This window comes from Methylocella silvestris (assembly GCF_002891535.1).
Lineage (GTDB): Bacteria > Pseudomonadota > Alphaproteobacteria > Rhizobiales > Beijerinckiaceae > Methylocapsa > Methylocapsa silvestris_A.
On the sequence record NZ_PDZR01000010.1, the window covers coordinates 124,452 to 146,950 of the forward strand.

18 protein-coding genes and 1 tRNA gene are annotated in these 22,499 nt (G+C 62.9%); 8 read left to right on the top strand and 11 right to left on the bottom strand.

The features are described 5' to 3' along the window. Nucleotides 1-12: 12 nt before the first annotated feature. A complete protein-coding gene (locus CR492_RS10745) occupies nt 13-627 on the top strand; it encodes an FMN-dependent NADH-azoreductase (RefSeq protein WP_102843745.1) in 615 nt (204 codons plus the stop codon). An 11-nt stretch (nt 628-638) separates the two neighbouring features. Here the strand turns inward: CR492_RS10745 and CR492_RS10750 are convergent, their stop codons facing one another. After that, nucleotides 639-1,634 (bottom strand): hypothetical protein, encoded by a 996-nt coding sequence (locus tag CR492_RS10750; protein WP_102843746.1) that lies wholly within the window; start codon nt 1,632-1,634, stop codon nt 639-641. Between the two features lie 7 nt (nt 1,635-1,641). Next, nucleotides 1,642-4,113 carry a YfhO family protein gene (locus tag CR492_RS10755; protein WP_102843747.1) on the bottom strand — a complete coding sequence of 824 codons (2,472 nt, stop codon included), beginning with the start codon at nt 4,111-4,113 and terminating at the stop codon, nt 1,642-1,644. A gap of 311 nt (nt 4,114-4,424) precedes the next feature. Between CR492_RS10755 and CR492_RS10765 the strand changes: the two genes are divergently transcribed. Then, on the top strand, nt 4,425-4,988 hold the full coding sequence (locus CR492_RS10765; protein ID WP_102843749.1) for a nitroreductase family protein: 564 nt from the start codon (nt 4,425-4,427) through the stop codon (nt 4,986-4,988). A 29-nt stretch (nt 4,989-5,017) separates the two neighbouring features. Beyond that, nucleotides 5,018-5,746 carry a cupin domain-containing protein gene (locus CR492_RS10770; RefSeq protein ID WP_102843750.1) on the top strand — a complete coding sequence of 243 codons (729 nt, stop codon included), beginning with the start codon at nt 5,018-5,020 and terminating at the stop codon, nt 5,744-5,746. Here the strand turns inward: CR492_RS10770 and CR492_RS10775 are convergent, their stop codons facing one another. The 3 genes from CR492_RS10775 to epmA all read right to left on the bottom strand — a co-directional run bounded on the left by CR492_RS10775 (nt 5,747) and on the right by epmA (nt 10,585). Next, nucleotides 5,747-8,311 (bottom strand): DUF3772 domain-containing protein, encoded by a 2,565-nt coding sequence (locus tag CR492_RS10775; protein WP_146030238.1) that lies wholly within the window; start codon nt 8,309-8,311, stop codon nt 5,747-5,749. Between the two features lie 130 nt (nt 8,312-8,441). Next, a complete protein-coding gene (locus CR492_RS10780) occupies nt 8,442-9,533 on the bottom strand; it encodes a lysine-2,3-aminomutase-like protein (protein ID WP_102843752.1) in 1,092 nt (363 codons plus the stop codon). Continuing rightward, nucleotides 9,530-10,585 carry an EF-P lysine aminoacylase EpmA gene (gene epmA / locus CR492_RS10785; RefSeq protein WP_102843753.1) on the bottom strand — a complete coding sequence of 352 codons (1,056 nt, stop codon included), beginning with the start codon at nt 10,583-10,585 and terminating at the stop codon, nt 9,530-9,532. The genes CR492_RS10780 and epmA overlap by 4 nt, the downstream gene beginning before the upstream one ends. 209 nt (nt 10,586-10,794) lie before the next feature. Between epmA and efp the strand changes: the two genes are divergently transcribed. Then, nucleotides 10,795-11,364 (top strand): elongation factor P, encoded by a 570-nt coding sequence (gene efp / locus CR492_RS10790; protein ID WP_102843754.1) that lies wholly within the window; start codon nt 10,795-10,797, stop codon nt 11,362-11,364. Between the two features lie 85 nt (nt 11,365-11,449). On the opposite strand, the gene CR492_RS10795 is transcribed toward efp, so the two are convergent. Beyond that, the gene (locus CR492_RS10795; protein ID WP_102843755.1) at nt 11,450-11,665 is read right to left on the bottom strand and encodes a hypothetical protein; all 216 of its coding nucleotides are present in this window, start codon (nt 11,663-11,665) and stop codon (nt 11,450-11,452) included. 469 nt (nt 11,666-12,134) lie between these two features. Between CR492_RS10795 and CR492_RS10800 the strand changes: the two genes are divergently transcribed. Continuing rightward, nucleotides 12,135-13,400, top strand: coding sequence for an NAD(P)/FAD-dependent oxidoreductase (locus CR492_RS10800; protein ID WP_102843772.1), 1,266 nt, complete (start codon nt 12,135-12,137; stop codon nt 13,398-13,400). A 7-nt stretch (nt 13,401-13,407) separates the two neighbouring features. Here CR492_RS10800 and CR492_RS10805 read toward each other — a convergent pair whose 3' ends face one another. Beyond that, nucleotides 13,408-14,931: an aspartate ammonia-lyase gene (locus tag CR492_RS10805; RefSeq protein ID WP_102843756.1), complete on the bottom strand. Its 1,524-nt coding sequence runs from the start codon at nt 14,929-14,931 to the stop codon at nt 13,408-13,410. A gap of 239 nt (nt 14,932-15,170) precedes the next feature. Then, nucleotides 15,171-17,480 (bottom strand): Tex family protein, encoded by a 2,310-nt coding sequence (locus CR492_RS10810; protein ID WP_102843757.1) that lies wholly within the window; start codon nt 17,478-17,480, stop codon nt 15,171-15,173. Nucleotides 17,481-17,700: 220 nt separating this feature from the next. Between CR492_RS10810 and CR492_RS10815 the strand changes: the two genes are divergently transcribed. Next, a tRNA-Ser gene (locus CR492_RS10815) sits at nt 17,701-17,790 on the top strand. 384 nt (nt 17,791-18,174) lie between these two features. On the opposite strand, the gene CR492_RS10820 is transcribed toward CR492_RS10815, so the two are convergent. Further along, nucleotides 18,175-18,546 carry a VOC family protein gene (locus CR492_RS10820; RefSeq protein WP_102843758.1) on the bottom strand — a complete coding sequence of 124 codons (372 nt, stop codon included), beginning with the start codon at nt 18,544-18,546 and terminating at the stop codon, nt 18,175-18,177. Between the two features lie 67 nt (nt 18,547-18,613). Between CR492_RS10820 and CR492_RS10825 the strand changes: the two genes are divergently transcribed. Next, nucleotides 18,614-19,069, top strand: coding sequence for a MarR family winged helix-turn-helix transcriptional regulator (locus tag CR492_RS10825; protein WP_102843759.1), 456 nt, complete (start codon nt 18,614-18,616; stop codon nt 19,067-19,069). 261 nt (nt 19,070-19,330) lie between these two features. Here CR492_RS10825 and CR492_RS10830 read toward each other — a convergent pair whose 3' ends face one another. Continuing rightward, a complete protein-coding gene (locus CR492_RS10830) occupies nt 19,331-19,984 on the bottom strand; it encodes a peroxiredoxin-like family protein (protein ID WP_102843773.1) in 654 nt (217 codons plus the stop codon). Between the two features lie 98 nt (nt 19,985-20,082). Here CR492_RS10830 and CR492_RS10835 point away from each other — a divergent pair, with 98 nt between their 5' ends. After that, nucleotides 20,083-20,670, top strand: a complete 588-nt coding sequence (locus CR492_RS10835; RefSeq protein WP_102843760.1) for a TetR/AcrR family transcriptional regulator — start codon at nt 20,083-20,085, stop codon at nt 20,668-20,670. Between the two features lie 323 nt (nt 20,671-20,993). On the opposite strand, the gene CR492_RS10840 is transcribed toward CR492_RS10835, so the two are convergent. After that, nucleotides 20,994-22,499: family 2A encapsulin nanocompartment cargo protein cysteine desulfurase (locus tag CR492_RS10840; RefSeq protein ID WP_245412045.1), on the bottom strand; the 1,506-nt coding region annotated here is incomplete at its 5' end.

The following is a 22,499-nucleotide window of genomic DNA, read 5'->3' on the forward strand; positions in this document are numbered from 1 at the left end:
AGGCGTCCGTCCATGAAACTTCTGCACATCGATTCCAGCATCCTTGGCGATCATTCCGTCAGCCGCCAGCTGACGGCGGCGATTGTTACGAGGCTGCAAGAGGTCACACCCCATCTCGACGTGACGCATCGCGATCTTGCCGCAAATCCGCTGCCGCATCTGTCCGGAGCGCTCCTTGCCGCGAGCGCGCCGGGCGCCCCCGCATCCGATCCAGCGACGCAGGCCACGCTCGAAGAGAGCGCCGCAATTCTTGCGGAGTTCCTTGCCGCCGATATCGTCGTCCTCGGCGCGCCTATGTATAACTTTACGATTTCGAGCCAGCTCAAAGCCTGGATCGACAGGCTGGTCATCGCCGGAAAGACGTTTCGTTATGCCAATGGCGCGGTCGAGGGCCTAGCCGGCGGCAGGCGCTTGATCATCGCCTCTTCGCGCGGCGGCGTTTTCGAAGCGGGCGCGGCCGCCGCGGCGCTCGACTATCAGGAGACCTATTTGCGGGCGATTTTCGGCTTCATTGGGATCGCCGACGTTGAAATCATCCGGGCCGAGGGCCTCTCATTTGGCGAAGACGCGCGCGCCTTGGCCATCAAACGGGCCGGAGACGCTATTTTGCAGCTCGAGGCCGCCTGAGCGGGAAGGCCCTATTTCGCCAGCACCTCGACGTCACGGTCGAGCGTTGATTCCACCTTGAAATTGGTCTGGTAAACATTGTTGTCGTGCCGGGCGATCACGACATATTCGCCTTCCGCGAGCACAAGCGAGGGAAAGGCGCCGATCATTTCCCGGATGACGTCGCCGCCAGGCGTCAGGATCGTGAAAGAGGTGTTGGCGAGGGCCTCGCCCGACGGGCCGCTGACGAGCTTCAGCGTCATCGTCGCGGCGCGGTGACGCAGCGAGGCGTCGGTCAGTTTTCCGGCCTGCACGCGAAGGTCCGCGTTGATGACGGAATTGGTCGAATTGACCGCCCCCGTGGTTTGCGGATCGAGCAGCGTTGAGACGGCGTGGTAATTGCCTTCCGGCAGACCGATCGTCTCGCCGGATTTGATATTGGCGACGAGCTTTGCTTCGGAATTGTTGCGCTCGGGCACATAGATCGAGATCTGCGATTTTGCGGCCGGGAGCGGGGCGTCGCCGAGCATTCCGGTAATCCGCAGCGCGCCCGCGTTGAGCGCGACGCGCTCGCTGACGCCCTTGCCCTCGATCGTCACGCGCTTGGTCGCTCCGGCAAGGCCGAAGGCGGCGTGCACAATGAAGGCGCCGTCGGGCAGCGTCAGCGCCGGAGTCGAATCGATCGATTCGGCGACGAGCGCATGCGATCCGTCGAGTTCGACGCGCTCGTTGAAGACGCGCCAATGCACGCCGCCGCGCAGCGGCTGCGCGTCCGTCGCACTGAGATAAGCCGTCAAATGCAGGATATTGCCGGAGTCGGTCTCTGGCTTGGCCGGCGTCTGGCCAGCGGGCAGGCGCAGCGGCGGGATGGCATCGGCGTCGGCCGGAGGAGCGCCGGAGGGGGCTGCGGAGGGCGCGACTGGCGGAGCCTGCGCGGCGGAGGGCGAAGCAGCGCCAGCCAGCGCCAGAATGGCGAGGCAAAGCAGAGCTGCAACCCGCGCGGCGCCCTTTCCCTTAGCTGACCTCACTGGCGCTTCACTCTTCCGTCCTGAGCAACACGGCCGATGCGGCGGCCGATAGATTGGCGAGCGAAAACGGATGGAAGGCAAATTCAACACGATGGCGGCCCGCTGGAATTTCAACGCCGCGAAAGAGCAGGTTGGCCTTCAACACCGGCTGCGGTTTGCCGTCCACCCGAACCTCCCAGCCGGGATAGAAAAGATCATGCAGCACGACAAGACCGGCCCGATCGGCAATGGCCTCAAGCGTCACCGCGTTGTCATCATAGCTCGTGACCTCGACGCGCGAAAGATTGGGCGAGGGCGCTGAGGAAACGGCGTCGTCCGGGAGCGGCAGAAGCTCTTTCAGGCTGGCGAGACTGCTTCGATCGATCAAGGCTTCATGCGAGGCGTCGAAATCGGGCAAGACCTGCGCCTCGAGGGCCTGGCCGCTATCAACCGCCTTGATCTCGGAGGCGAAATAGGCGCGCGGCGCAGCTTTACCGAGCTTGTACGCATATATGCCGCCGCCTGAATAGATCAGTGTCGCCTTCGGTCGCGGCACATGGCGCGGCAGGCCTGTCAGGGGCCGGTCGAGCACGAGATATTCGAGGCCGAGCAGCGCGGCGAGGCGGCATTTATAGCCGCGGAAGGTGCCGGGGAAATGGCGCAGGTTCGGGTCGCCCGAATTGTCGCCGGGGCCGACCGCGCGTTCATAATCCTCGATGCGCAAGGGATTATAGCCGATGGTGTTCTCAAGCTTAAGCATCATCGAGGCGTTCTGCCACGGCCCCGGAAGGCCGAGAATTTCCACACGGGGATGATCGCCGTCGCGGGTTTTCGCGGCGATTTCACGGCGGAGCACGGCGACGACCTCTTTTTCCTCCGGCTTCATTTCGGCATAGACGCTGTAGCGGCTGGCCGGCTCGGCATTGAGCGGGGAGGCTGCGTTCCGCCATAAAATTTCGCCCGCGCTCGCGAGCACGATGACGCTGGCTGCGAAGGCGCGGGCGCGGCGTCCGGACGGCGCCGCCAGAAGCGCTGCGCCAGCGGCGGCGATGGTCGCAGAAAGGCCAAGCTGTTGCACGGAGGCCGAGAGCTGTCCCTCGCGCAGCGAAAAGCCAAGCCCGGCGCCGATCAGCACAGCGATCGCGATCCCTGTCACGGCCGCCGCCGCGACGCCAAGCCAACGCGGGCCGGCGGGGAAAAGGCCAGGCAGGCCATCCATTTCGTAACGATGCAGCAGATAGCCAGCGGCGAAGGCCAGCCCGATATTCAGGATGAATGTCGCGTCGGCCGGCCGGCGATAAAGCGAAACCCCCGGAATCCAGTCGAAAGCCACAGAAAACAGCGGCGTATAGCGGCCAAGCGAATAGAGCAGCGCCGCGACGATGAGGATCAGGAAGAAGCGCCCGCCGCGCGCCATCAGTCGGCCAGCGCCGAAGCCGTGCCAGAACACCAACAGCATCGGAAGAGCGCCGATGAAGAGATAGTCGACGGCGCGGTCGGTCCAGTCCGCCCTGGACATGGTCGAATAGTCGGGACCCCAATAGTCGTACAGATGATCGAGTGAGCCGAAGAAATTCGGCGCAAGCAGCGTCATCAAATTGACTGGCGCGAGCGACCCGGCGGCCGCGACGCCGAAGGCGATGCCCGGACGGTTCGACTCATGCAGAAACTGCATCGTCAAAAGCGCGGGCAGGGCGACGATGGCGAGAAGCGTTGCGCCCGCGAGAACGAATACGCCAAGCCGGTCACGCAAATAGGCGAACGGAGCCCGGGACTGGGCGGCCGCATAGACCACCCGGCCGGCGAGAGTCATGTCCATCAAAAAGGCGACCTGATCGCGCCCTAGCGTCATCAAGGCGACCAAAATCCCAAACAGCGCGGCGCGCCACAGCGCACGGCGCTCGAGCATCGATTCGAGCGCCCAGAACGCCGCCGGGAAGAACGCGTAGGAGATGATCATGCCGGTGTGCTGCAGCCGCGCCGAGGCGGCGCCGCCAAGCATGAAAATCAGCGCCGCGAGCAGCGCGCCGGCGGGGCGCCACCGCCAACGGCGGCAAAGGCCGACGACGCAGAGCCCGCCGAAGCACAGATGCGCCAGGATCACGGCGTCGAACAGACGCATGGAGGCGTCAGGCGCGATCAGCGCGAACAGCGCCATGCTCGGCGTGAACAGCAGGGATTGCGGATCGGCGGCCGATGGGTGCCCGGCGAAATGATAGGGGTTCCACAACGGAAACTCGCCATGGCGCAAAGCGTCGGCGAGGAACCGGAACATCGGATAGAAATGATTTTTGGAATCCCACGGAACGACCGCGCCCGCGATCAGCCAAAAGGCGAGCGCTGCAGCGAAAAATGCGATAACGGCCGCGAATGCAAAGGCAGTGGTTCGTCGCGACCAGTCCGGCGCCTCGAGCCCTTCGAGCGCATCGAGAGACCCGCGCTGCGCGCCCCGCCGCCTGAGGGCTGCGGACGGATAGCCAATCGTATCGAAGAGTGACATTGAGGGTCTCGGGAAAGCGGCTGGCGCGGCTTCAGTTAAAGGGATGCGCCGAGAAAATCATCATCATATGCCGCAACTATGCGCATTTCATCATTTTATGCGGCATTTTCATGGAGTTTGACAGCGACGTCGACAAATCGGCGGGAGGTGGTCAACTGCGGGAAAAGCATAACAAGCCTTGGATCATGCCAAGTTTTCGGACCAGGACAGCGGACAAGGTCTGCGTCTCAAACTCGCGTGCAGACTTGTGTCTTAGGCGGCGGCGGGCTTTCATCGAATGAGTCATCTAAGCCGGAATCGATGAACCTCCCATGAATGCAATGATTGAAATGCTTAAGGCGCGGCGCTCGGCGCCGCCATTTTCCCTTCAGGGTCCGGGGCCGGACGCACAGCAGATCGCAACGCTGCTTTCGATCGCCTCGCGCGTTCCAGATCACGGCAAGCTTGCGCCATGGCGGTTCATCGTGTTTGAAGGAGAGGCGCGCGAACGCGCCGGCGCGATCATCGCCGAAGTTTTTCGGAGCGCCCATCCCGAGGCTGACGCGAATAGGCTCGAGGTCGAGAAAAACCGGCTGAGCTTCGCCCCGCTCGTCATCGGCGTCGTCTCACGCGCGGCGACGCACCCGAAAATTCCCGAATGGGAGCAGGTGCTGTCGGCCGGCGCCGCCTGCATGAATCTTGTGGTCGCCGCCAATGCGATGGGCTTTGCAACCTGCTGGCTCACCGAGTGGTTCGGCTACGACCGCGACGCGTTGTCGCGCCTTGGCCTCGGGCCGGACGAGAAAATGGCGGGCTTCGTGCACATCGGCCGCAATGATGCGGAGCGCGAGGATCGCGTCCGCCCGGCGCTTGGCGACATCGTCACGCGATTTTAAAATTCGATGCGCACCCCGGAGATGCTTCAGTGTCGCGATCCTTCAAGCCCGTCCTCGAAAAGACACAAAAAACAAGCGTCAACGTCAACTTCTTGAAGCGGCTGATTATCTTCCCGGATGCCGCGACCTGGACGCCTTCGCCGCAGAAAGGCGTCGAACGGCTGACCCTCGACCTGTTTGGCGACGAGCGGGTCAAGACAACCTACTTCGCTCGCTTTGCCCCGGGCAGCGCGCTGCCGCGCCATGTCCATGACGGCGGCGAGGAAATCTTCGTGATGGAGGGCGGTTTCCAGGACGAGAACGGCTCTCATGGCGCGGGAGAATATCTCAGGGATCCGCGCGGCTCGACACATACGCCGACAAGCGCGGAAGGATGTCTGCTCTTCGTTAAACTTGGCTGCTTTGCGCCTGGCGATGAGGAGCGCGTGAAGATCGACAGCGCATCCGGCGAATGGCGAAAGGCGCCGGAAGGCTTCGCCATCCAGCCGCTGCATCATTTCGCGGGGGTGACGACTTTTCTGGTCCGGCTCGATCCCGGCGCCATCCTTACCCGAATGATCCATCCCCATGGCGAAGAAGCGGTCGTACTTGCGGGCGCGTGCAAGGATGATGAAGGGAGCTATGCGAAGGGCAGCTGGATCCGCGACCCTGGCGGTCACCCGCAAAGTCTGATTTCGCCCGGCGGCTGCACGCTTTTTGTCAAAACGGGGCACATCGCGGCGGCGGCGGCGGAGGCTGCGCAGCCGGTAGCCGGCTGATCAGCGGGCAGAGCGGACGCTGTCCGCCTCGCTTCTTTCCGGCTCGCTCGCTTCACGCGGTGACAGGCCGGGCGGCGGCGCGCCGACGATCTCGATCCTCTGCGGTCCGGCGGCGGGCCCATCAAAGAATTTGCGTTCCCTGAAAGCCTTGAAAATCGTAAAATGCAGATCGCTGCGGACGCGGGCCATCGTCTCGACGTCCGCGACGAAGGCGGCGAGTTCGAAATTCAGCGTCGCGCCGCTCATTCCGGTAAAATAGATCTGCGGCGCGGGGATCTTCAGGACGCGATCATTCGCCTTCGCGGTCGCGAATAGAACTTCGCGCACCTCCTCCGGATTCGCGGAAGCGTTGACCGTGACCTCGATCAGCAGTCGGCCGGAGCGGTCGTTGCGCACCAGATTCTTGACGACGCCGGAGATCAGGCTCGAATTCGGGATGATCACCTGCGAGCGATCGACCGTTTCGATCTCCGTCGAGCGCACATTGATCCGCCGGACGAAGCCCTGATCGCCGCCGACCACGATCCAGTCCCCGACCCGCACCGCGCGCTCCCAAAGCAGAATGAGGCCGGAGACGAAATTATTGACGATCGATTGCAGGCCAAAGCCGATGCCGACCGACAGCGCGCCGGCGACGATCGCGAGCCGCTCGAAGCTGAGGCCGAGATAGCTCAGCGAAACGCCCGCCGACAGAAGAAAGCCGAGATATCCAAGGCTCGTGATGATCGAGTTGCGGAGCCCCGAATCAAGATTTGTCTTGGGCAGCAGGCTGGAATCCAGCCAGCGCTGCAAGGCGTGAATGGTCGCCGAAACCAGCCCGAAAATCACCGCCGCGCCGAAAATGGCGACAGGCGATATCGTCACCTCGGCGACTTTGAAACCGAAAAAGGCCGCCCGCAGGTCGAGCGGAACGTCGGTCGACTGGAGACCCCAGGGCGCAAGGATCGCAATGAGTCCAATAATGAAAAGGCTCACGCGCAACGCGCCGGAGAACATGACGCCGAGCAGCTCCAGCGAATTGCGCCTGACGCCAACCCGCGTCGTCAGCCAATCGCCGAGCCGTGCGCCGGGCTTGAAGCCCGCCGTAATGCTTTCATCCACCAATACGCTGGCGAGAAAATAGAGCGCTGCGATGGTGCTGATCCACAGCAGCTGATCGAGAAAGAAGCTGGCGAAGGTCGGGTAGCCGGCAAGCACGGCGCCGCCGGCGATCAACGCGCCAACGAGAGCGAGGCCGCGTAGAATGCTGAACCAGTTCAGGCGCCGGGTGACCGGCGGACCGAAGCAGTCTTCGTCCGAGGCGTCGGCGCCGGTCCGCCACAAGCCCATGGCCAGAACAGCTGCGCCGATTGCAACGCCCAAGCCGCGCGTTGCGACCGAAAATGAAAAAGACGCGTCAACGACCTCGTTCAGCGCCTCGCACAGGCGCGTGATCGAAACGATCGCGGCGACGCTGACCGCGACGCCGACGACTCGCGAGGCGGCGGCGTTGCTGATCGGCGGCAGGCGCCAGTTCGGCCGCGTCGGCGCGAACAGTCCGCGCGCGAGACCCACGGCGACGCAGACCCGTGCGACGCCGCCGGCGATAGCCATAAACACCGTCTGAATTCGGAAACTCGTGAGATTGGCGGCGTCGAGGGAAAACACGACGAGATAGACCAGCGCGATCGGCGGCAAGGCGATCACCAGCGCGATCCACCACGCCCCAAATATTTTCAGGAGGCGGCTCGGCTTTTCGATTGTATCGCGGCGCGCGAGCACGCGCCGCGCCAGCCGCGCCAGCGGGATGTAGACAAGGAACACGGCGGGAAGGCAGAGCCAGAACGCAGCCAGGCGCCAGCCGTCGAAACGGTCGTTGATCCGGCCGGCCCAGTCGGTGAAAAGCGTGACGACGCCTTGCGCGTTCTTCGGCGTTTCGGGCAGCACGTCGCGCCACAGTGTGGCGTCGGCGATGCTTGATGAGCGCTGGAACAATGAGCGTGTGAACAAAGCGCGCCGCCGCGAGGCGACGCTCGTGCGCAACTGCTCCGTCCTGACGCTCAACAGTTTGGCGCGTTTCAACAGCTCGTCGGCATTGTTGAAGCTTTGCTGCTGAGCGGCGCGTTCTTCCGTAACGCTTTGATTTTCTGGCGGGGATTTCTCATCGGGCGGAAGGCCGAGCTGATCCAGCCGCGCCTTGATCTCGCCGAGCCGCGGCTCAATTTTCTCAGCCGTCGCATTGAGGACGACGGCGATGGGCGCGAGCCTTTGCCGCTTCGCGACGAGATCGCTATCGCTCAAGTCGTGACGCTCAAGCCCGGCCTCTACGTCATTTAAGGCGGCGCTGGCTTTTTCGAGCTCTTCCTGCGCGCGAGCAAGATCCGGCGGGGGTGGGGCCGGGGGCCCGGCCGGCTGAGCCGGGGCCCCGGCCTTGTCCTTTGGCGCGTCCGGGGGCTGCGCCGCCTTGGGAGGCTGTTGTGCCGCGGGCGCTGCGGCAGGCTGCGCCGTCTGCGCTCGCGCGGGGGCGATGGCGGGCAAAGCCAAGACGGCGATCGCAACAGCCAGGATGCAGGCAAGAGATTTCACCCAAGCGATTCCCTGATAAAGGCGCTTTGCGGCGGGGCGCGACTGGCGCTCGCCAAGCGCCCAGATAGGCGATTTACAGCGCAAATCACTATCACTGTCGCCCTTGAATTATCTATCACATTGATTTCATTTAAGGAACTTGCGGCGGATAAAGATGCGTCCGACCCTGATAATCGCGCACGCGAAAAACGCCGTCGACGCCGGCCGGCTCGATGAAATCCGGTCCGATGGGAGATTTGCCGTATCCGCCCGGCGCGTCGAGCATATAGGCAGGCTGGCAGAGGCCCGAGAGGCGCCCGCGCAGCTGCCGCATCAGCTCGCGTCCCTTCTCGATATCGACTCGAAAATGGGCGACGCCGGGCGCGAGATCGAGGTGATGCAGATAATAGGGTTTGATGCGCGCCTCGACGAAGCCGCGCATCAAGGCGGCCAAGGTTTCGGCGTCGTCATTGATTCCCGCCAGCAGCACGCTTTGGCTCAACATGGGAATACCGGCGTCGATCAGACGCGCGCAGGCGGCCCGGGCCTTCGACGTCAATTCGCGCGGATGATTGGCATGAAGCGCCACGTAAACGGTTTTGCCCGATTTTTTGAGGGCGTCGATAAGAGCGGAGTCAATGGCGTCAGGATCAACGCAGGGCACCCGCGTGTGGACGCGGACGATCCTGACATGCTCGATCGTCGCGAGCCGCTCCATGATGGCGCCGAGGCGCCGCGGCGAGATGGCGAAAGGATCGCCGCCGGTCAGGATCACCTCCCAGATGCGCGGGTCGCCGGCGATATAGGCAAGCGCGGCGTCGAGCGCTTCGGGCGAGAGATGCGCCGATTTCCCGGGACCAATCATTTCGCGGCGAAAGCAGAAGCGGCAATAGACGGGGCAGACGAGCAGCAGCTTCAACAGCACACGATCAGGGTAACGATGAACCACGCCTTCGACGGGCGAATAGGCCTCGTCGCCAATCGGGTCGGCGAGGTCCTCCGGGCGCGGTGAAAGTTCGGCGACGTCAGGCACGAATTGGCGCGCGATCGGATCGGCCGGATCGCCTGGCTCGATGAGCGCGGCGACGGCGGGCGTCACGGCGATGGCGTAGGTTTCGCCGACCCGCGCAATTTCCGTCCGCAGCCCGGCCGGCGCGAGCCCCGCCTCGATGAGATCGTCGGCGCTGCGCAGGGTTTTGGCGGGCGAGGTCTTGGCGGGCGCGCTCGTGGCGGTCGCGATCATTTGCTCGGAACGGGCTTGGCTACCGGCGTCCAGATCACCTGTTCGATCCGCTCGGCTCCCGTCGCCAGCATCACAAGCCGGTCGAAGCCGAGCGCAATGCCGCTTGCCGGCGGCATGATGGCGAGGGCCGCGAGAAAGTCCTCGTCGAGCGGATAGGTCTCGCCATAGATTCGCTGACGCTCCGCCATTTCCGCGGCAAGGCGCCGCCGCTGTTCGACCGGATCGGTTAATTCGCCGAACCCATTGGCAAGTTCGACGCCGCAAGCGTAAAGTTCAAATCTCTCGGCAAGCCGCTGGTCTTCCTGAAGATTTGCCAGAGCCGCCTCGCTCGCTGGATAGTCCATCAGGATGGTCGCGCGGCCATGGCCAAGCTGGGGTTCGATCTTCACTGATAAAATCTTGCTAAAGATATCCGACCAGCTGTCGTCGGCGGTAACCCGGACGCCGATCCTGCCGGCCGCCACGGCCAGCGCGTCGCGATCAGGCGCCGCGCCGGTGACCGTCGCCAGCAGGTCAACGCCGGCATAGCGGTCAAAGGCCGCGGCGACGCCGAGAAGTTCGAGATCCTCAAACGGATCGGCGGAAACGCCGCCATGGACCAGGAGATCGGTCCCCGCCGCCTGGGCCAGTGCGGCGAGGAGGCCGGCGCAATCCTCAATCAGCCTCTGATAGGGCGTCTTCGCCCTGTACCATTCAAGAAGGGTGAATTCGGGATGATGCAGCTTGTCGCGTTCGCGGTTGCGGAAGGCGTGGCCAAACGAATAAATCCGCTCCTCGCCGGCGGCGAGCAGCTTTTTCATGGCGAACTCCGGCGAGGCGTGCAGAAAAAGCTCAGACGTCTCGGCCGCCGGGCTGATGATCTCAGTGGCGAAGGCGCTTATATGCGCTTCATTGCCGGGCGAAATCTGCAAAACGGCGGTGTCGACCTCGACGAAATGCTGCGCGCCGAAGAACGACCGCGCGGCGGCGGCCATCTTCGACCGCGCCTTGAGAAAAGGGCGGCGGTCGGCGTGTCTATCGGGCCGCCACCAGGGCGCAGGCGCGTCGCTCATGCTATTTCGCTTGAAAATAGACCGGGAACATGGCTAGCGATATGCCGTAAGGCGGGAGCCGCCGGCTCAGCTTTTCTTCAGGCCGCCCGCAAAAGGCCTCGCCCGGTCGGGCTGAAGAAAATCTGAACAATCGTCCCCGCTTCGACCGCCAAGACCCGGACGCCCGATCGGCGCGCGCCGGCGTCAATCCATTGCATAAAGGAAAACCAGTGAAAGTCATCGCCAGTTCTATTCGCAAAGGCAACATCATCGAGCGTGACGACGGACAGCTCTATGTCGTCTTGACGGCCGAAAGCTTCCATCCCGGCAAGGGCACGCCGACGACGCAAATCGACATGCGCCGGCTTTCCGACGGCGTCAAGACGACGGACCGCTACAAGACCACCGAACAGGTTGAGCGCGCTTATGTCGAAGACATGAATTTCAGCTATCTGTATCAGGACGCAGACGGCTACACTTTCATGAATAGCGAGAATTACGATCAGGTGATTGTTTCCAAGGAGGTGATCGGCGATCAGTCGATCTATCTGCAGGAAGGCATGAATTGCGTCCTGTCGATCTTCAACGGCGTGGCGGTGGGCATTCAGCTTCCCGCCCGGGTCACGCTGGAAGTCATGGAAACCGAACCCGCGATGAAAGGCCAGACGGCGTCTTCGTCCTATAAACCGGCCAAGCTATCGAATGGAGCGCGCGCGATGGTGCCGCCGCATATTTCGGCCGGCACCCGCATTGTCGTGCAGACCGAAGACGGCTCCTATGTCGAGCGCGCCAAGGATTAATTGGCAGCTATAAAGAGCCCGCACAAATGGAAAGGCCGCCCAAGGGGACGGCCTCAAAACATGCATCACTGCCAAGAAGGCCACACTAGCCGAGCTTGGAGTTGATCTGTTCGAGCAAAGCCGCGAACTTGTCTTCAGTGGACTCGCCACAGGGGACGTCGAACACCTTGCGCAGGCGGGCGCCGAACTGCGCGCACAATGCGCCTCCAGCGGCCATGGTCGCGACGGGCCGCTCAAAGCGGCCGCTAAACGGCGCCAGCGTTTCCACTGAAAAACTCTCCTGTTTCACCAATCGATTCATTGTCACTTCCGGCCGCCCGGCCTTAACGTTTGATACATGAATTTGACCAAACTACGTTTTCAACCAGGCAAATTCGATCCCGCTTCCTCACGGGGCGCTCAGCGAGACAACTTGATTCGCAGCCTTTTGTTCCACACTCTTATGAAAGGCGGCGGAGCTTGCGTGAGCGATGTGAGTAAAGGCACGAGCGGAGCAAGGCGCCGGAGCGGCTTTATGCGGGACTTTAGCTCCCTAACGCTCAAAGTTGATACAAACTCAATCCAAATTAGTTTCCAATTTCTTTATATGTTCAAGTTGGCGCAGCGCCTTTTAAGGTTTTCTTGCCTTATGCTTTACGAAAGCTGAAAGACTCCGCGAGCCCCGTCACTTCTTCCTGCCGCCCAGCGCCGTTTTTGCCTTGCATTGCGGCTGTGCTTGCGCGATGAGGCGGCGCGGGCATCCGCCCAAGCTTCCAAGGAGAGCCATAGTCGTGCCACAAAGCGACGCTGTCGACCCTGCTGCAACCATCGCCATTATCGGAGGCGGCCAGGCCGGCGCCGAAGTCGCGACCCAGCTGCGACAGAATCGGCATCAAGGGCGAATCGTCCTGTTCGGGGACGAAAACGTGCTTCCTTATATGCGGCCGCCCTTGTCGAAGGCTTATCTTGCCGGAGAAATGGCTGCGGAGGGGCTGATTTACAAGGCGGCGATCGCCTATGAAAAAGCCAATGTCGAGCTGCGTCTCGGCCAGAGCGTTGTGGCCATCGACCGCAACGCCAAAAAGCTCGCGCTCGCGGGCGGCGAGAGGCTTGCCTATGACCGGCTGGTCATCGCTGTCGGGGGGCAAGCGCGAAAGCTCCACGTTCCCGGCGCTGACCTTGGCAATATCTTTTATCTGCGCAGCATCGCCGACGTTGAGCAATTGCGGCCGCAACTCCAGAGCGGCCGGCGCCTCGTCATTGTCGGCGGCGGCTATGTCGGGCTTGAATTTGCCGCGGTCGCGATCAAGCGTGGCCTCAAGGTCACCGTGCTCGAGGCGGCGCCCCGCGTTCTAGCGCGCGTCACCGCGCCCGAAGTGTCGGATTTTTACGAGCGCTTCCACCGCGCCGCGGGCGTTGAGATACGCACCGGCGTCGCGGTGAGCGGTTTTACCGCGCGCGACGGAAGCGATGACGTCGGCACGGTTCTCTGCGGCGAAGACCCCGCCGTCGAGGCCGATTTCGTCCTGGTCGGGATCGGCCTTCTGCCCCATACGGAGCTTGCCGAGGGCGCCGGCCTCGCCGTCGACGGCGGTATTCTGGTCGACGCCGCAGGACGCACCAATGATCACGAGATTTTCGCGATCGGCGATTGCGCGGTTCATGTGCGCCACGGCTTCTTACACCGGACCGTGCGCCTCGAATCTGTGCCGAACGCCCTCGAGCAGGCGCGCACTGTGGCCGCCGTGCTCACCGGCAAGCCGATTCCGGCCGCAACGCCGCCATGGTTCTGGTCGGATCAATATGATCTGAAGCTGCAGATGGTCGGACTGTCGGAAGGCTATGACGAACTTGCGATCCGCGGCTCGACGCAGGGCTCGTCCTTTATCGCCTTCTATCTGACGGATGGCTATGTGATCGCCGCCGACGCCATCAACCGCCCTTCGGAATTCATGGCCTCGAAACGCCTCATCGGCGACCGGATCAAAGCGAGCGCCGCCGATCTCGCCGACGAATCGGTTTCGTTGAAAGCGCTGCTCGCGGCGGCTGCGGCGTGAGCCAAGCCTATTTTTTCGGCTCGAACACGGGCGAGGCCATGCGCGAGGGCCGCGTCATGTTTTCGATGCCGAGCAGATCGCCGAGCTGCGTCTGCGTCATCAGCCCCTCTTCCAGCACGATGTCGGCGACCCTGCGGCCTTCCGCGAGCGCGCGCCGCGCAATATGCGAGCAGGTCTCGTAGCCAAGCATGGGGCCGAGCGCGGTGACGAGGCCGATGCTGTTTTCGACGAGTTCGAGGCAGCGCTTGCGGTCGGCCTCGATGCCGATAACGCAGCGCTGGTTCAAAGTCTCGATGGCGTTGGTCAGCATGCGCAGCGAGGTCAGGATTGAATAGCCGATCGTCGGCTCAAAGGCGTTGAGCTGCAGCTGGCCGCCTTCGGCGCAAAGGGTCACGGTGAGATCGTGACCGATCACCAGATAGGCGACCTGACTCACCATCTCAGGGATCACCGGATTGACTTTTCCCGGCATGATCGAGGAGCCCGCCTGCACGGCCGGCAGGCGAATTTCGCCAAATCCGGCGCGTGGTCCTGACGACAAGAGCCGCAAATCATTGCAGATCTTGGAGAGCTTGACCGCGACCCGCTTCAGAACGCCGGAAAACAGAACGAAGGCGCCCATGTCGGAGGTCGCTTCGATCAGATTGGCCGCGAGCGCCAGCCGCTCATTCGAGAGCCGCGCCAGTTCGGCGACCGCGAGCGAGGCGTAGCGGGGATCGGTATTGATGCCGGTGCCGATCGCGGTCGCGCCGAGATTGACCTCGCGGAAAAGGTCGGACGCTTCACGCAGCCGGTCGACGTCTTCCTTGATCGTCACGCTGTAGGCGTCGAACTCCTGGCCGAGCGTCATCGGCACCGCGTCCTGCAACTGCGTGCGGCCGATCTTTAGAACGTCGGCGAATTCGACCGCCTTGGCTTTGAAAGAAAATGCAAGCTCCTCCAGCGCGTGCGCCAGGGAATGCGAGGCAAAGATCACAGCGAGCCGCAGCGCCGTCGGATAGGCGTCGTTGGTCGATTGCGCCATATTGACGTCGTCGATCGGATGCAGCGCCGAATAGTCGCCGCGCGCGCGCCCCAGAAATTCCAGCCCGACATTGGCGATGACTTCATTGGCGTTCATATTTGTCGAGGTGCCGGCCCCGCCCTGAACGGCGTCGACGACGAAATGCGCGGCAAAGCGCGAATCGCCGGCGATAAGCTCGCAGGCTCGGTCGATCGCCTCGGCGCGGTCGGGCTCGAGATGGCCAAGCCGCCGATTGGCGCGCGCCGCAGCGCGCTTGACGAGCGCCAGAGCGCGGACAAGCTCGGGAAAATGTCCGACCGGCACGCCGGTGATCGGAAAATTATGGATCGCCCGCAGCGTGTGGACCCCCCAATAGACCTCATTCGGGATCTCGGCTTCGCCAAGAAGATCGTGCTCGCGACGCGTTCGCGACGCGGAAAGATCATAGGTGCGGCTCTCGGCGAGGGTTAGAGCCGGCGGCGGCTCCAGCGCGTCGTCGGCATGGGCAGCGACAGCGAACTCCATCATGGCGTTAATCCATTATGTGTGCGGCGCCGAAAGCCGCGCGGTCGACGTTGAAACCGGATACGGATGGTCGGATCATCGCCGTTTCAAATCCATGAAGATTTGACTCTAAATAGGCGTCGCGAGCCCCTGTTGGATGCGTTCTTCAGCACATTTGACGACAAAAACGTGAAAAACGCGCAAAATCGCGCGTTTTTACGATATCGCATCGCAATATAGTTGGCCCGCCATCGCGCCGCGCTCTATTTGCGGCGAAGCGCCTCAGCGAGAGCCGCGCCGAGCGCGCCTTCGGACGGGCGGCGCTCTGCCGTTTTAGGGCGGCGCTCCGGCGGGCGCGAGGCCTCACGCGCGGGCGGAGGGGCCGCGCCCGACGCCTTCGACAGATCATCCTTGCGCATCGACAATGCGATCCGCTTGCGCTTGAGATCGACCTCGAGCACGCGCACGGTCACGACCGCGCCCGCCTTCACGACTTCGGCGGGATCTTTCACAAAACGGTCGGCCAGTTGGGACACATGGACGAGCCCGTCCTGATGCACGCCGATGTCGACGAAAGCGCCGAAATTGGCGACATTGGTAACTGTGCCTTCGAGGATCATGCCCGGCTTCAGCGCGGCGATCTCGTCGATCCCGTCCGCGAAAGTTGCGGTTTTGAATTCGGGGCGGGGGTCGCGACCCGGCTTTTCAAGCTCAATCAAAATGTCGCGCACGGTCGGCAGGCCAAACCGCTCATCGATAAAACGTGCCGGGTTCAGCGCTTTCAGCGCAGCGCCGTCGCCCATCAGCACGCGCAGATCGCGCCCGCACGCCGCGACGATCTTCCGCGCGACGCCATAGGCTTCGGGGTGAACGGATGAGGCGTCGAGCGGCTCGTCGCCGTTCGGGATGCGCAAAAATCCGGCGCTGAGCTCGAAGGCGCGAGGCCCCAGGCGCGGCACTTCGAGGAGCGCGCGCCGGGTCCTGAAGGCGCCATGCTGATTCCGATGCACGACGATCGCCTCAGCAAGCGAAGCGCTGAGCCCCGAAATTCGCGACAGCAATGGCGCCGAGGCCATGTTGAGATCAACGCCCACAGCATTGACGGCGTCCTCGACGACGGCGTCAAGCGCCCGGGCGAGGCGGGCCTGATTGACGTCATGCTGATACTGGCCGACGCCAATCGCCTTCGGTTCGATCTTGACGAGTTCGGCCAGCGGATCCTGCAGGCGCCGCGCGATCGAGGCGGCGCCGCGCAGCGAGACGTCGAGGTCGGGCATTTCGGCGGCGGCCCGCGCGGAGGCCGAATAGACCGAAGCGCCGGCCTCGCTGACAATGACCTTGGTCGGCTGCGGCGCGGGCAATTCCTTGATGACGTCGGCAGTGAGGCGCTCGGTCTCGCGGCTCGCCGTGCCATTGCCGATGGCGATCAGTTCGACGCCATGTTTGCGGATCAGCCGGGCGAGTTCGGCCTGCGCGCCCCGCACATCATTGCGCGGTTGAAACGGATAGACCGTCGATGTGTCGAGAAGCTTTCCGGTGGCGTCGATCACCGCGACCTTGACGCCGGTGCGAATGCCGGGATCAAGCCCCATGGTCGCACGCGGGCCGGCGGGCGCCGCGAGAAGCAGATCCTTGAGATTGCGAGCAAAAACGTCAATCGCCTCGGCTTCGGCCCGTTCACGCAGCTCGCCCATGAGGTCGAGCGACAGATGCAGGGAGAGTTTCGCGCGCCAGGCGAAGCGCGCGACGTCCATCAGCCAGGCATCCGCGGCGCCGGCGCCGGCGTTGATGGCGTAATGGCGCGCGACGATCTCCTCGACCGGTTTGATCGGCGCCTCGACTTCGGCATCGACCTCGATGTCGAGGGATAGAAATTCTTCATTGCGCCCGCGCAGCATGGCGAGGGCGCGATGCCCGGCTGTCGTCGCCCAGCGTTCGCTGTGGTTGAAATAATCGGAAAATTTGGCGCCGGCTTCTTCCTTGCCCTCGATCACGCGGGCGCGCAGCATCGCCCGGCGCTGCATATGGGCGCGCAATTCGCCGACGAGATCGGCGTTCTCGCTAAAAGCCTCGGCCAGAATATCGCGCGCACCGTCGAGCGCGCTTTTAATGTCGGGCACATCGGCGGAAAGAAAGCCCTGCGCGAGTTCGGCGGGGACGCAGGCGCGATCGGCAAGAATGCGATCGGCCAAGGGGCCAAGGCCGCGCTCCCGGGCGATTTCCGCGCGGGTGCGGCGTTTGGGACGGAAGGGAAGATAAATATCTTCAAGTTCCGCCTTGGTCGTGGCCGCGGCGATTTTTTGCTCCAGCGCCGGCGTCAATTTCCCCTGCGTCGTGATCTGGTCGAGGATGGCGGCGCGGCGCGATTCAAGCTCGCGCAAATAGACGAGGCGCTCCTCCAGCAGGCGAAGCTGATTGTCGTCGAGCCCGCCGGTCGCCTCCTTGCGGTAGCGCGCGATGAAGGGAACCGTCGCGCCGGAATCGATGAGATCGACCGCAACCTTCACCTGTTCCGGCCGGGCGGAAATCTCAGCAGCGATGGCGCTCAGAATGCGGTCGTTGGCGGATGACATGCGGATTTGGCCTCGCTCGATTCGGGCGGGCAGATTAGGGCAGGGGCGGGCGCAAATCCAATCGAACCGGGGCAAAGCCCGGGCGCAATCGGCGGGTTGCGCTCGCCGCGCGGACCACTATAGTGCGCCGGATTCGCGCCCCCGGCGGCGCTTGCGGTCTCAAGCGGGATCGAAAGCGGCTAGGGTCTGGACGTTTGTCCAATCATTTTAGCGAAAATGCGGAGGGGTGGCCGAGCGGTTGAAGGCGCACGCCTGGAAAGTGTGTATACGGGAAACCGTATCGCGGGTTCGAATCCCGCTCCCTCCGCCATCCCCGCCGATTCTACGCCATAGCGCGATATCCTGCGACATGGCCACGCAAACGCCGCCGATCACCGAACGGACCACCTACGCGGATATCGAACATGGCGTACCACGGGAAGCCCCCATCGGCAGGATAGGCCCTGTCATGGCCGCCCAGCACTTTGACGGGTCGTCCCATAACCTGCCGTTCCTGGGAACTGTGCCGGGAACTGCTCGGCGACAAAATCCTGTCACTCAGCGGCGGTTCGATCCAGCTGCCTGGATGACCGCTTCCGTCAGGAGCAGTCATCCTCGGTAAAGCCTCCCGCCCATCTACGGAAGGGCTGATGAGTTCGTTCCGAACCGCTTTGGGCTGCGACCGGTATGGTCACGTCGCTCTTTGTGGACACCGTTACTTTGTCGGGACGGTATGTGCGGTTATCGTATAGCCGAACGGATCGACGAAGGCGAAATAGCGTCCGAATGGTCCGTCCTTCGGTGGGAAAGCTATCGACACGTTGCGCTCGCTGAGATGGGTGTGCAATTCGTCTGCGTCGTCGCAGCCAAACCAGATCGCGATGCCAACCCCTAGCTTGTCCGCATCGTCAAAGCCGTCGATGGGCGTGCGGACGGAGAACGGGATGGGCTGCGTTTCGAAGACGACGGCGCCCGGCGGAGCTTTTGCCGATGGCGTGAGACCGACGATATCCCGATAGAAGGTCCGTGCTGCGTCCAGATCCTTGGTCTGGATGCCGATGAAATCCGGTCCAATTAAGCGAGGCATGAGTCGTCTTTCTTCTTCTCGGTGAATCGATAATATCAGTGGCCTGATATAATATAAGGGTACTGATATGTCCAGCCTGCACGCCTTGACGGCGAACGACCCCTACCGAATGCTCGGATATGCGCTGAAACTGGCGCAGCAGGCGCTGCGGACTCATCTCGACACCGAACTTCGAGCCGTCGGATTGACGACCCCGCAATACTCAGTACTCGCAGGGCTTGAATTAAGCGCGGGCTTGTCAAATGCGGAACTGGCGCGGCGGGCGTTCGTCACGCCGCAGACGATGCAGGCCATCCTGGCGACACTCGAACGGGCGTCTCTGGTTGAGAGAATGGCCCACCCGGTCAATGGTAGAATCCGAACCACCGAACTCACGGCGGCAGGTCGATCGGCGTTACGCGCGGCTCATGAGATCGTAGCTAACGCCGAACAGTTGACCCGAGACGCCGTTGCACCGAGTGATCCAGAGACAATATGTTCTGCCCTGCTACGGATAGCCGAGGCCATGCGGAGCGAAGTTTAGTCTACTGCGCCGGGCCGGCGCCCTAACCAAACCACCGCTATCCTGCGTTGCTCGGCCCAAATCTGCCCGCCAACAAGCCACCAGACCCGGCCATTGCGAAAAGGGCCAAAAACCCGGTTAACTGCGCCAATTGGCACTGGAGGCGGCGCCGTGCGGCGTTAGAGGGCTAGCGGGAACGCCTCTTGGCAACAGGATTACCGACGGGGGAAGACGCCGACTGCCCGCCCGCCCATAGCGTCACGCCTATCGCCTATGCGGCGCTCACCCCCGGAGGTGATCCAGTACGGGGAAGAGGTCGCTTGGCTCGGGCCGTTTTGTGTAGTCCGGGTTGACCTCCGAATAGGCGATGACCCTATCCCGCCCAATGACGTAGCGGCCCGGCATCGGAAGAGTCCAGCTCTCCTCGCCGTTGAAGGCTGGTATCGGGCCGCCGAGTTGCCTATGTACCTCGCGCATCTCTTCGGGGATCACCCAGCGAAGACCGAAGGCGGCCCCGACCTCGCCGCCTTTGTCGCTCAGAACCCGGAAATGGAGATCATTCTCACGCCGGGACTTTCGATTATTGGCCTGCGTCTGTTGCGAGATCGCCACCAGCGTCGCACCCCGAGCCTGAATATCACCGAGCGCCGCTTGCAACGCCTTCAGTTCGATGTTGCAGAAGGGGCACCAGACGCCGCGGTAGAAGCTGACGACTATTGGTCCCTGCTTCAGCAGATCAGCAGAGGACACCACCGAGCCCTCTTGGTCAGGGAGCTCAAACGATGGCGCTTTATCGCCCACCTTAAGCGCCCGTTCGGCCTGACCGGACGCGATCAACCCGCTGATCGTGCGACCCAGAATTGGTCCGAACTCCGGCCGGAAGTTCGGGTGCGCGGGTGCGGATTTGTAGGCGTTCAGCTCGTCTTGCAGGGTCATCATATCCTCCTATTTGTAGTGAAAGATACAAATAGGATCGTGCCCGCTTGTCAACAAAATTCTTTAACGGCAGATACAAATAGAATAGGCTGAGCGCCATGGGACGCGCGATTGCATTCGACTACGAACGGGCTCTGGAGAAGGCGACCCGGCTGTTTTGGAAGGGCGGCTACGCGGGGACGTCGCTGCGCGAGCTTCTTACGGTCATCGGAATCGGCGAAGGCTCCTTCTACAACACGCTCAAGAGCAAGAAGCAGCTCTATTTGGCGTGCGTGAAGCGCTATGAGGAAACAGAAGGGCGTAAGCGAGCGCATGCCCTGATGTCAGCGCCGACGGCGGGCGAGGGGATTCGCGCGATGTTCGGCGTCATTCTCGATTGTTTGGACGATCCGCAGGTGCCGTCTCGCTTGTGTATGATGGCAGCGATGGCCGCCGAGGACGTGCTATCGGAGCCCGACCTGCGTCAGCGAGTCGAGGATAGCATAGAGACCTTCCACGCGACCGTCTCCGAACGGCTGAGACAGGACCGGGACATGGGCTTGCTGCCTAAAACATTAGACCCTCAGACAATCGCATCCGTGATCATCACCTATGCGCAGGGTCTATGGCGCATGGCGCTCGTGGACTACGACCGCCCGCGCTTCGAGCGGCAGATCGCTGCTTTTCTGACCGGATTGGGACTTTAGCCGCCTGCGTTCTCAGACGAACCGGCGTGGCCAACCGCCTCGGTCAAGACCGTCATCATGCAACTGGAGTCCGTTGACCCAGTCCGGGGTCTTCCAACAGAGGTCCAATTGCAATGCAATTTGAAGAGGCAGTGACATCGGCCGCGTCCGCGCAGCGACGCCTCGAGGTGCAACAATGCCAAATTCGCTCTGAGTGACGGCGATGAATCTGAGCGCGACGTAATTCCGCCTCCCGAGCAGCGCCGTGACTGAGCTTGCGGGGAGTGGCTTCGATCGCAGTTCGCCGCGACGCCCGCCAGAGCGCCGCGGCGATTTTGCGTTGTTCAATGTGCGCGAAAGCGCTGGCTCGTTGCCATGCGTTTCAGCGCTGCGACGAGCGCGTCGATATCGTCGAACGTGTTGTAGAGCGCCAGCGATGGCCGCACTGTTGTCTCGAGGCCGAAGCGGCGCAAAATCGGCTGGGCGCAATGGTGGCCGGAGCGCACGGCGATGCCTTCGCGATCGAGCGCCGCGCCGACGTCCTCGCTGCGGCAGCCGTCGAGCACCAGCGAGATCACGCCGGCTTTTTCGTCCGCGCAGCCGATGATTCGCAGGCCCGAAACGCTTTTGAGACCTTCCGTCGCATAGATCAGAAGCTCGTGCTCATAGGCGGCGATGTTGGCCATGCCGATGGTATCGAGATAGTCGAAGGCGGCGCCGAGCCCGACCGCGTCGGCGATATTGCCGGTGCCCGCCTCGAAACGGCCCGGCGGCGGCTGGTAGATCGTTTTCTCGAAAGTGACGTCGGCGATCATATTGCCGCCGCCCTGCCATGGCGGCATCGCCTCAAGCACCTGCTGCTTGCCATAGACGACGCCGATGCCGGTCGGTCCGAACACCTTGTGGCCGGAGAAAACCAGAAAATCGCAACCCAGCGCCTGCACGTCGACGGGCATATGTGAGACGGCCTGGGCGGCGTCGGCGATGACGCAGGCGCCGAGCCGCTGCGCCATGTCGATCATGTCCTTGGCCGGCGTGACCGTCCCGATGGCGTTGGCGACCATGGTGAAGGAGACGATGCGCGTGCGGCGCGACAGCAGTTTTTCATATTCGTCGAGCCGGACCTGACCCTTGTCGTCGACCGGCGCGACCTTGAGGATCGCTCCAGTCTCGGCGCAGAGCATCTGCCAGGGCACGATATTGGCGTGATGCTCGAGCCAGGTGATGAGGATCTCATCGCCCTTCTTGACGTTGCGGCGGCCATAGCTCTGCGCGATCAGATTGATCGCCTCGGTCGTGCCGCGCACGAAAATAATGTCATTCGTTGAGGGCGCATTGATGAAGCGGCGCGTCTTTTCACGCGCCGCCTCATAGGCGTCCGTCGCCCGCGCCGCGAGCGTATGGGCGGCGCGGTGAACGTTGGAGTTTTCGTTCTCATAGAAGGATGAGATGCGGTCGATGACCGTTTGCGGCTTCTGCGTCGTTGCGGCGTTATCGAGCCAGATCAGAGGCTTGCCATGGACATATTGGCGCAGGATGGGGAAATCGCGGCGGATCGAGGCAGCGTCGAAGGGGCGCGCGCCAACGCCGATGGTCGGGCCGAGTTCAGGCCGCACCTCATGAGCGACAGGGTAGATCGTATGGACGCCGGAGGGCGTCGCTTCCGGCAGCGGCGAGGCTGGCGGAGCCGGCGCAGCGCCCGGAAGCGGGGGATTTGACGAAAAGAGCGAGGCCGCCTCGCGAGGTTCGAAACCCGGAATCTTGAAAGCGGGCGCGTTCGGAAAACCGGCGGGCGCGATGAGCCCCGCGAGTGTCTCTCCGGTGGCCGGCGGAGCGGCGGGGCCGGTGGT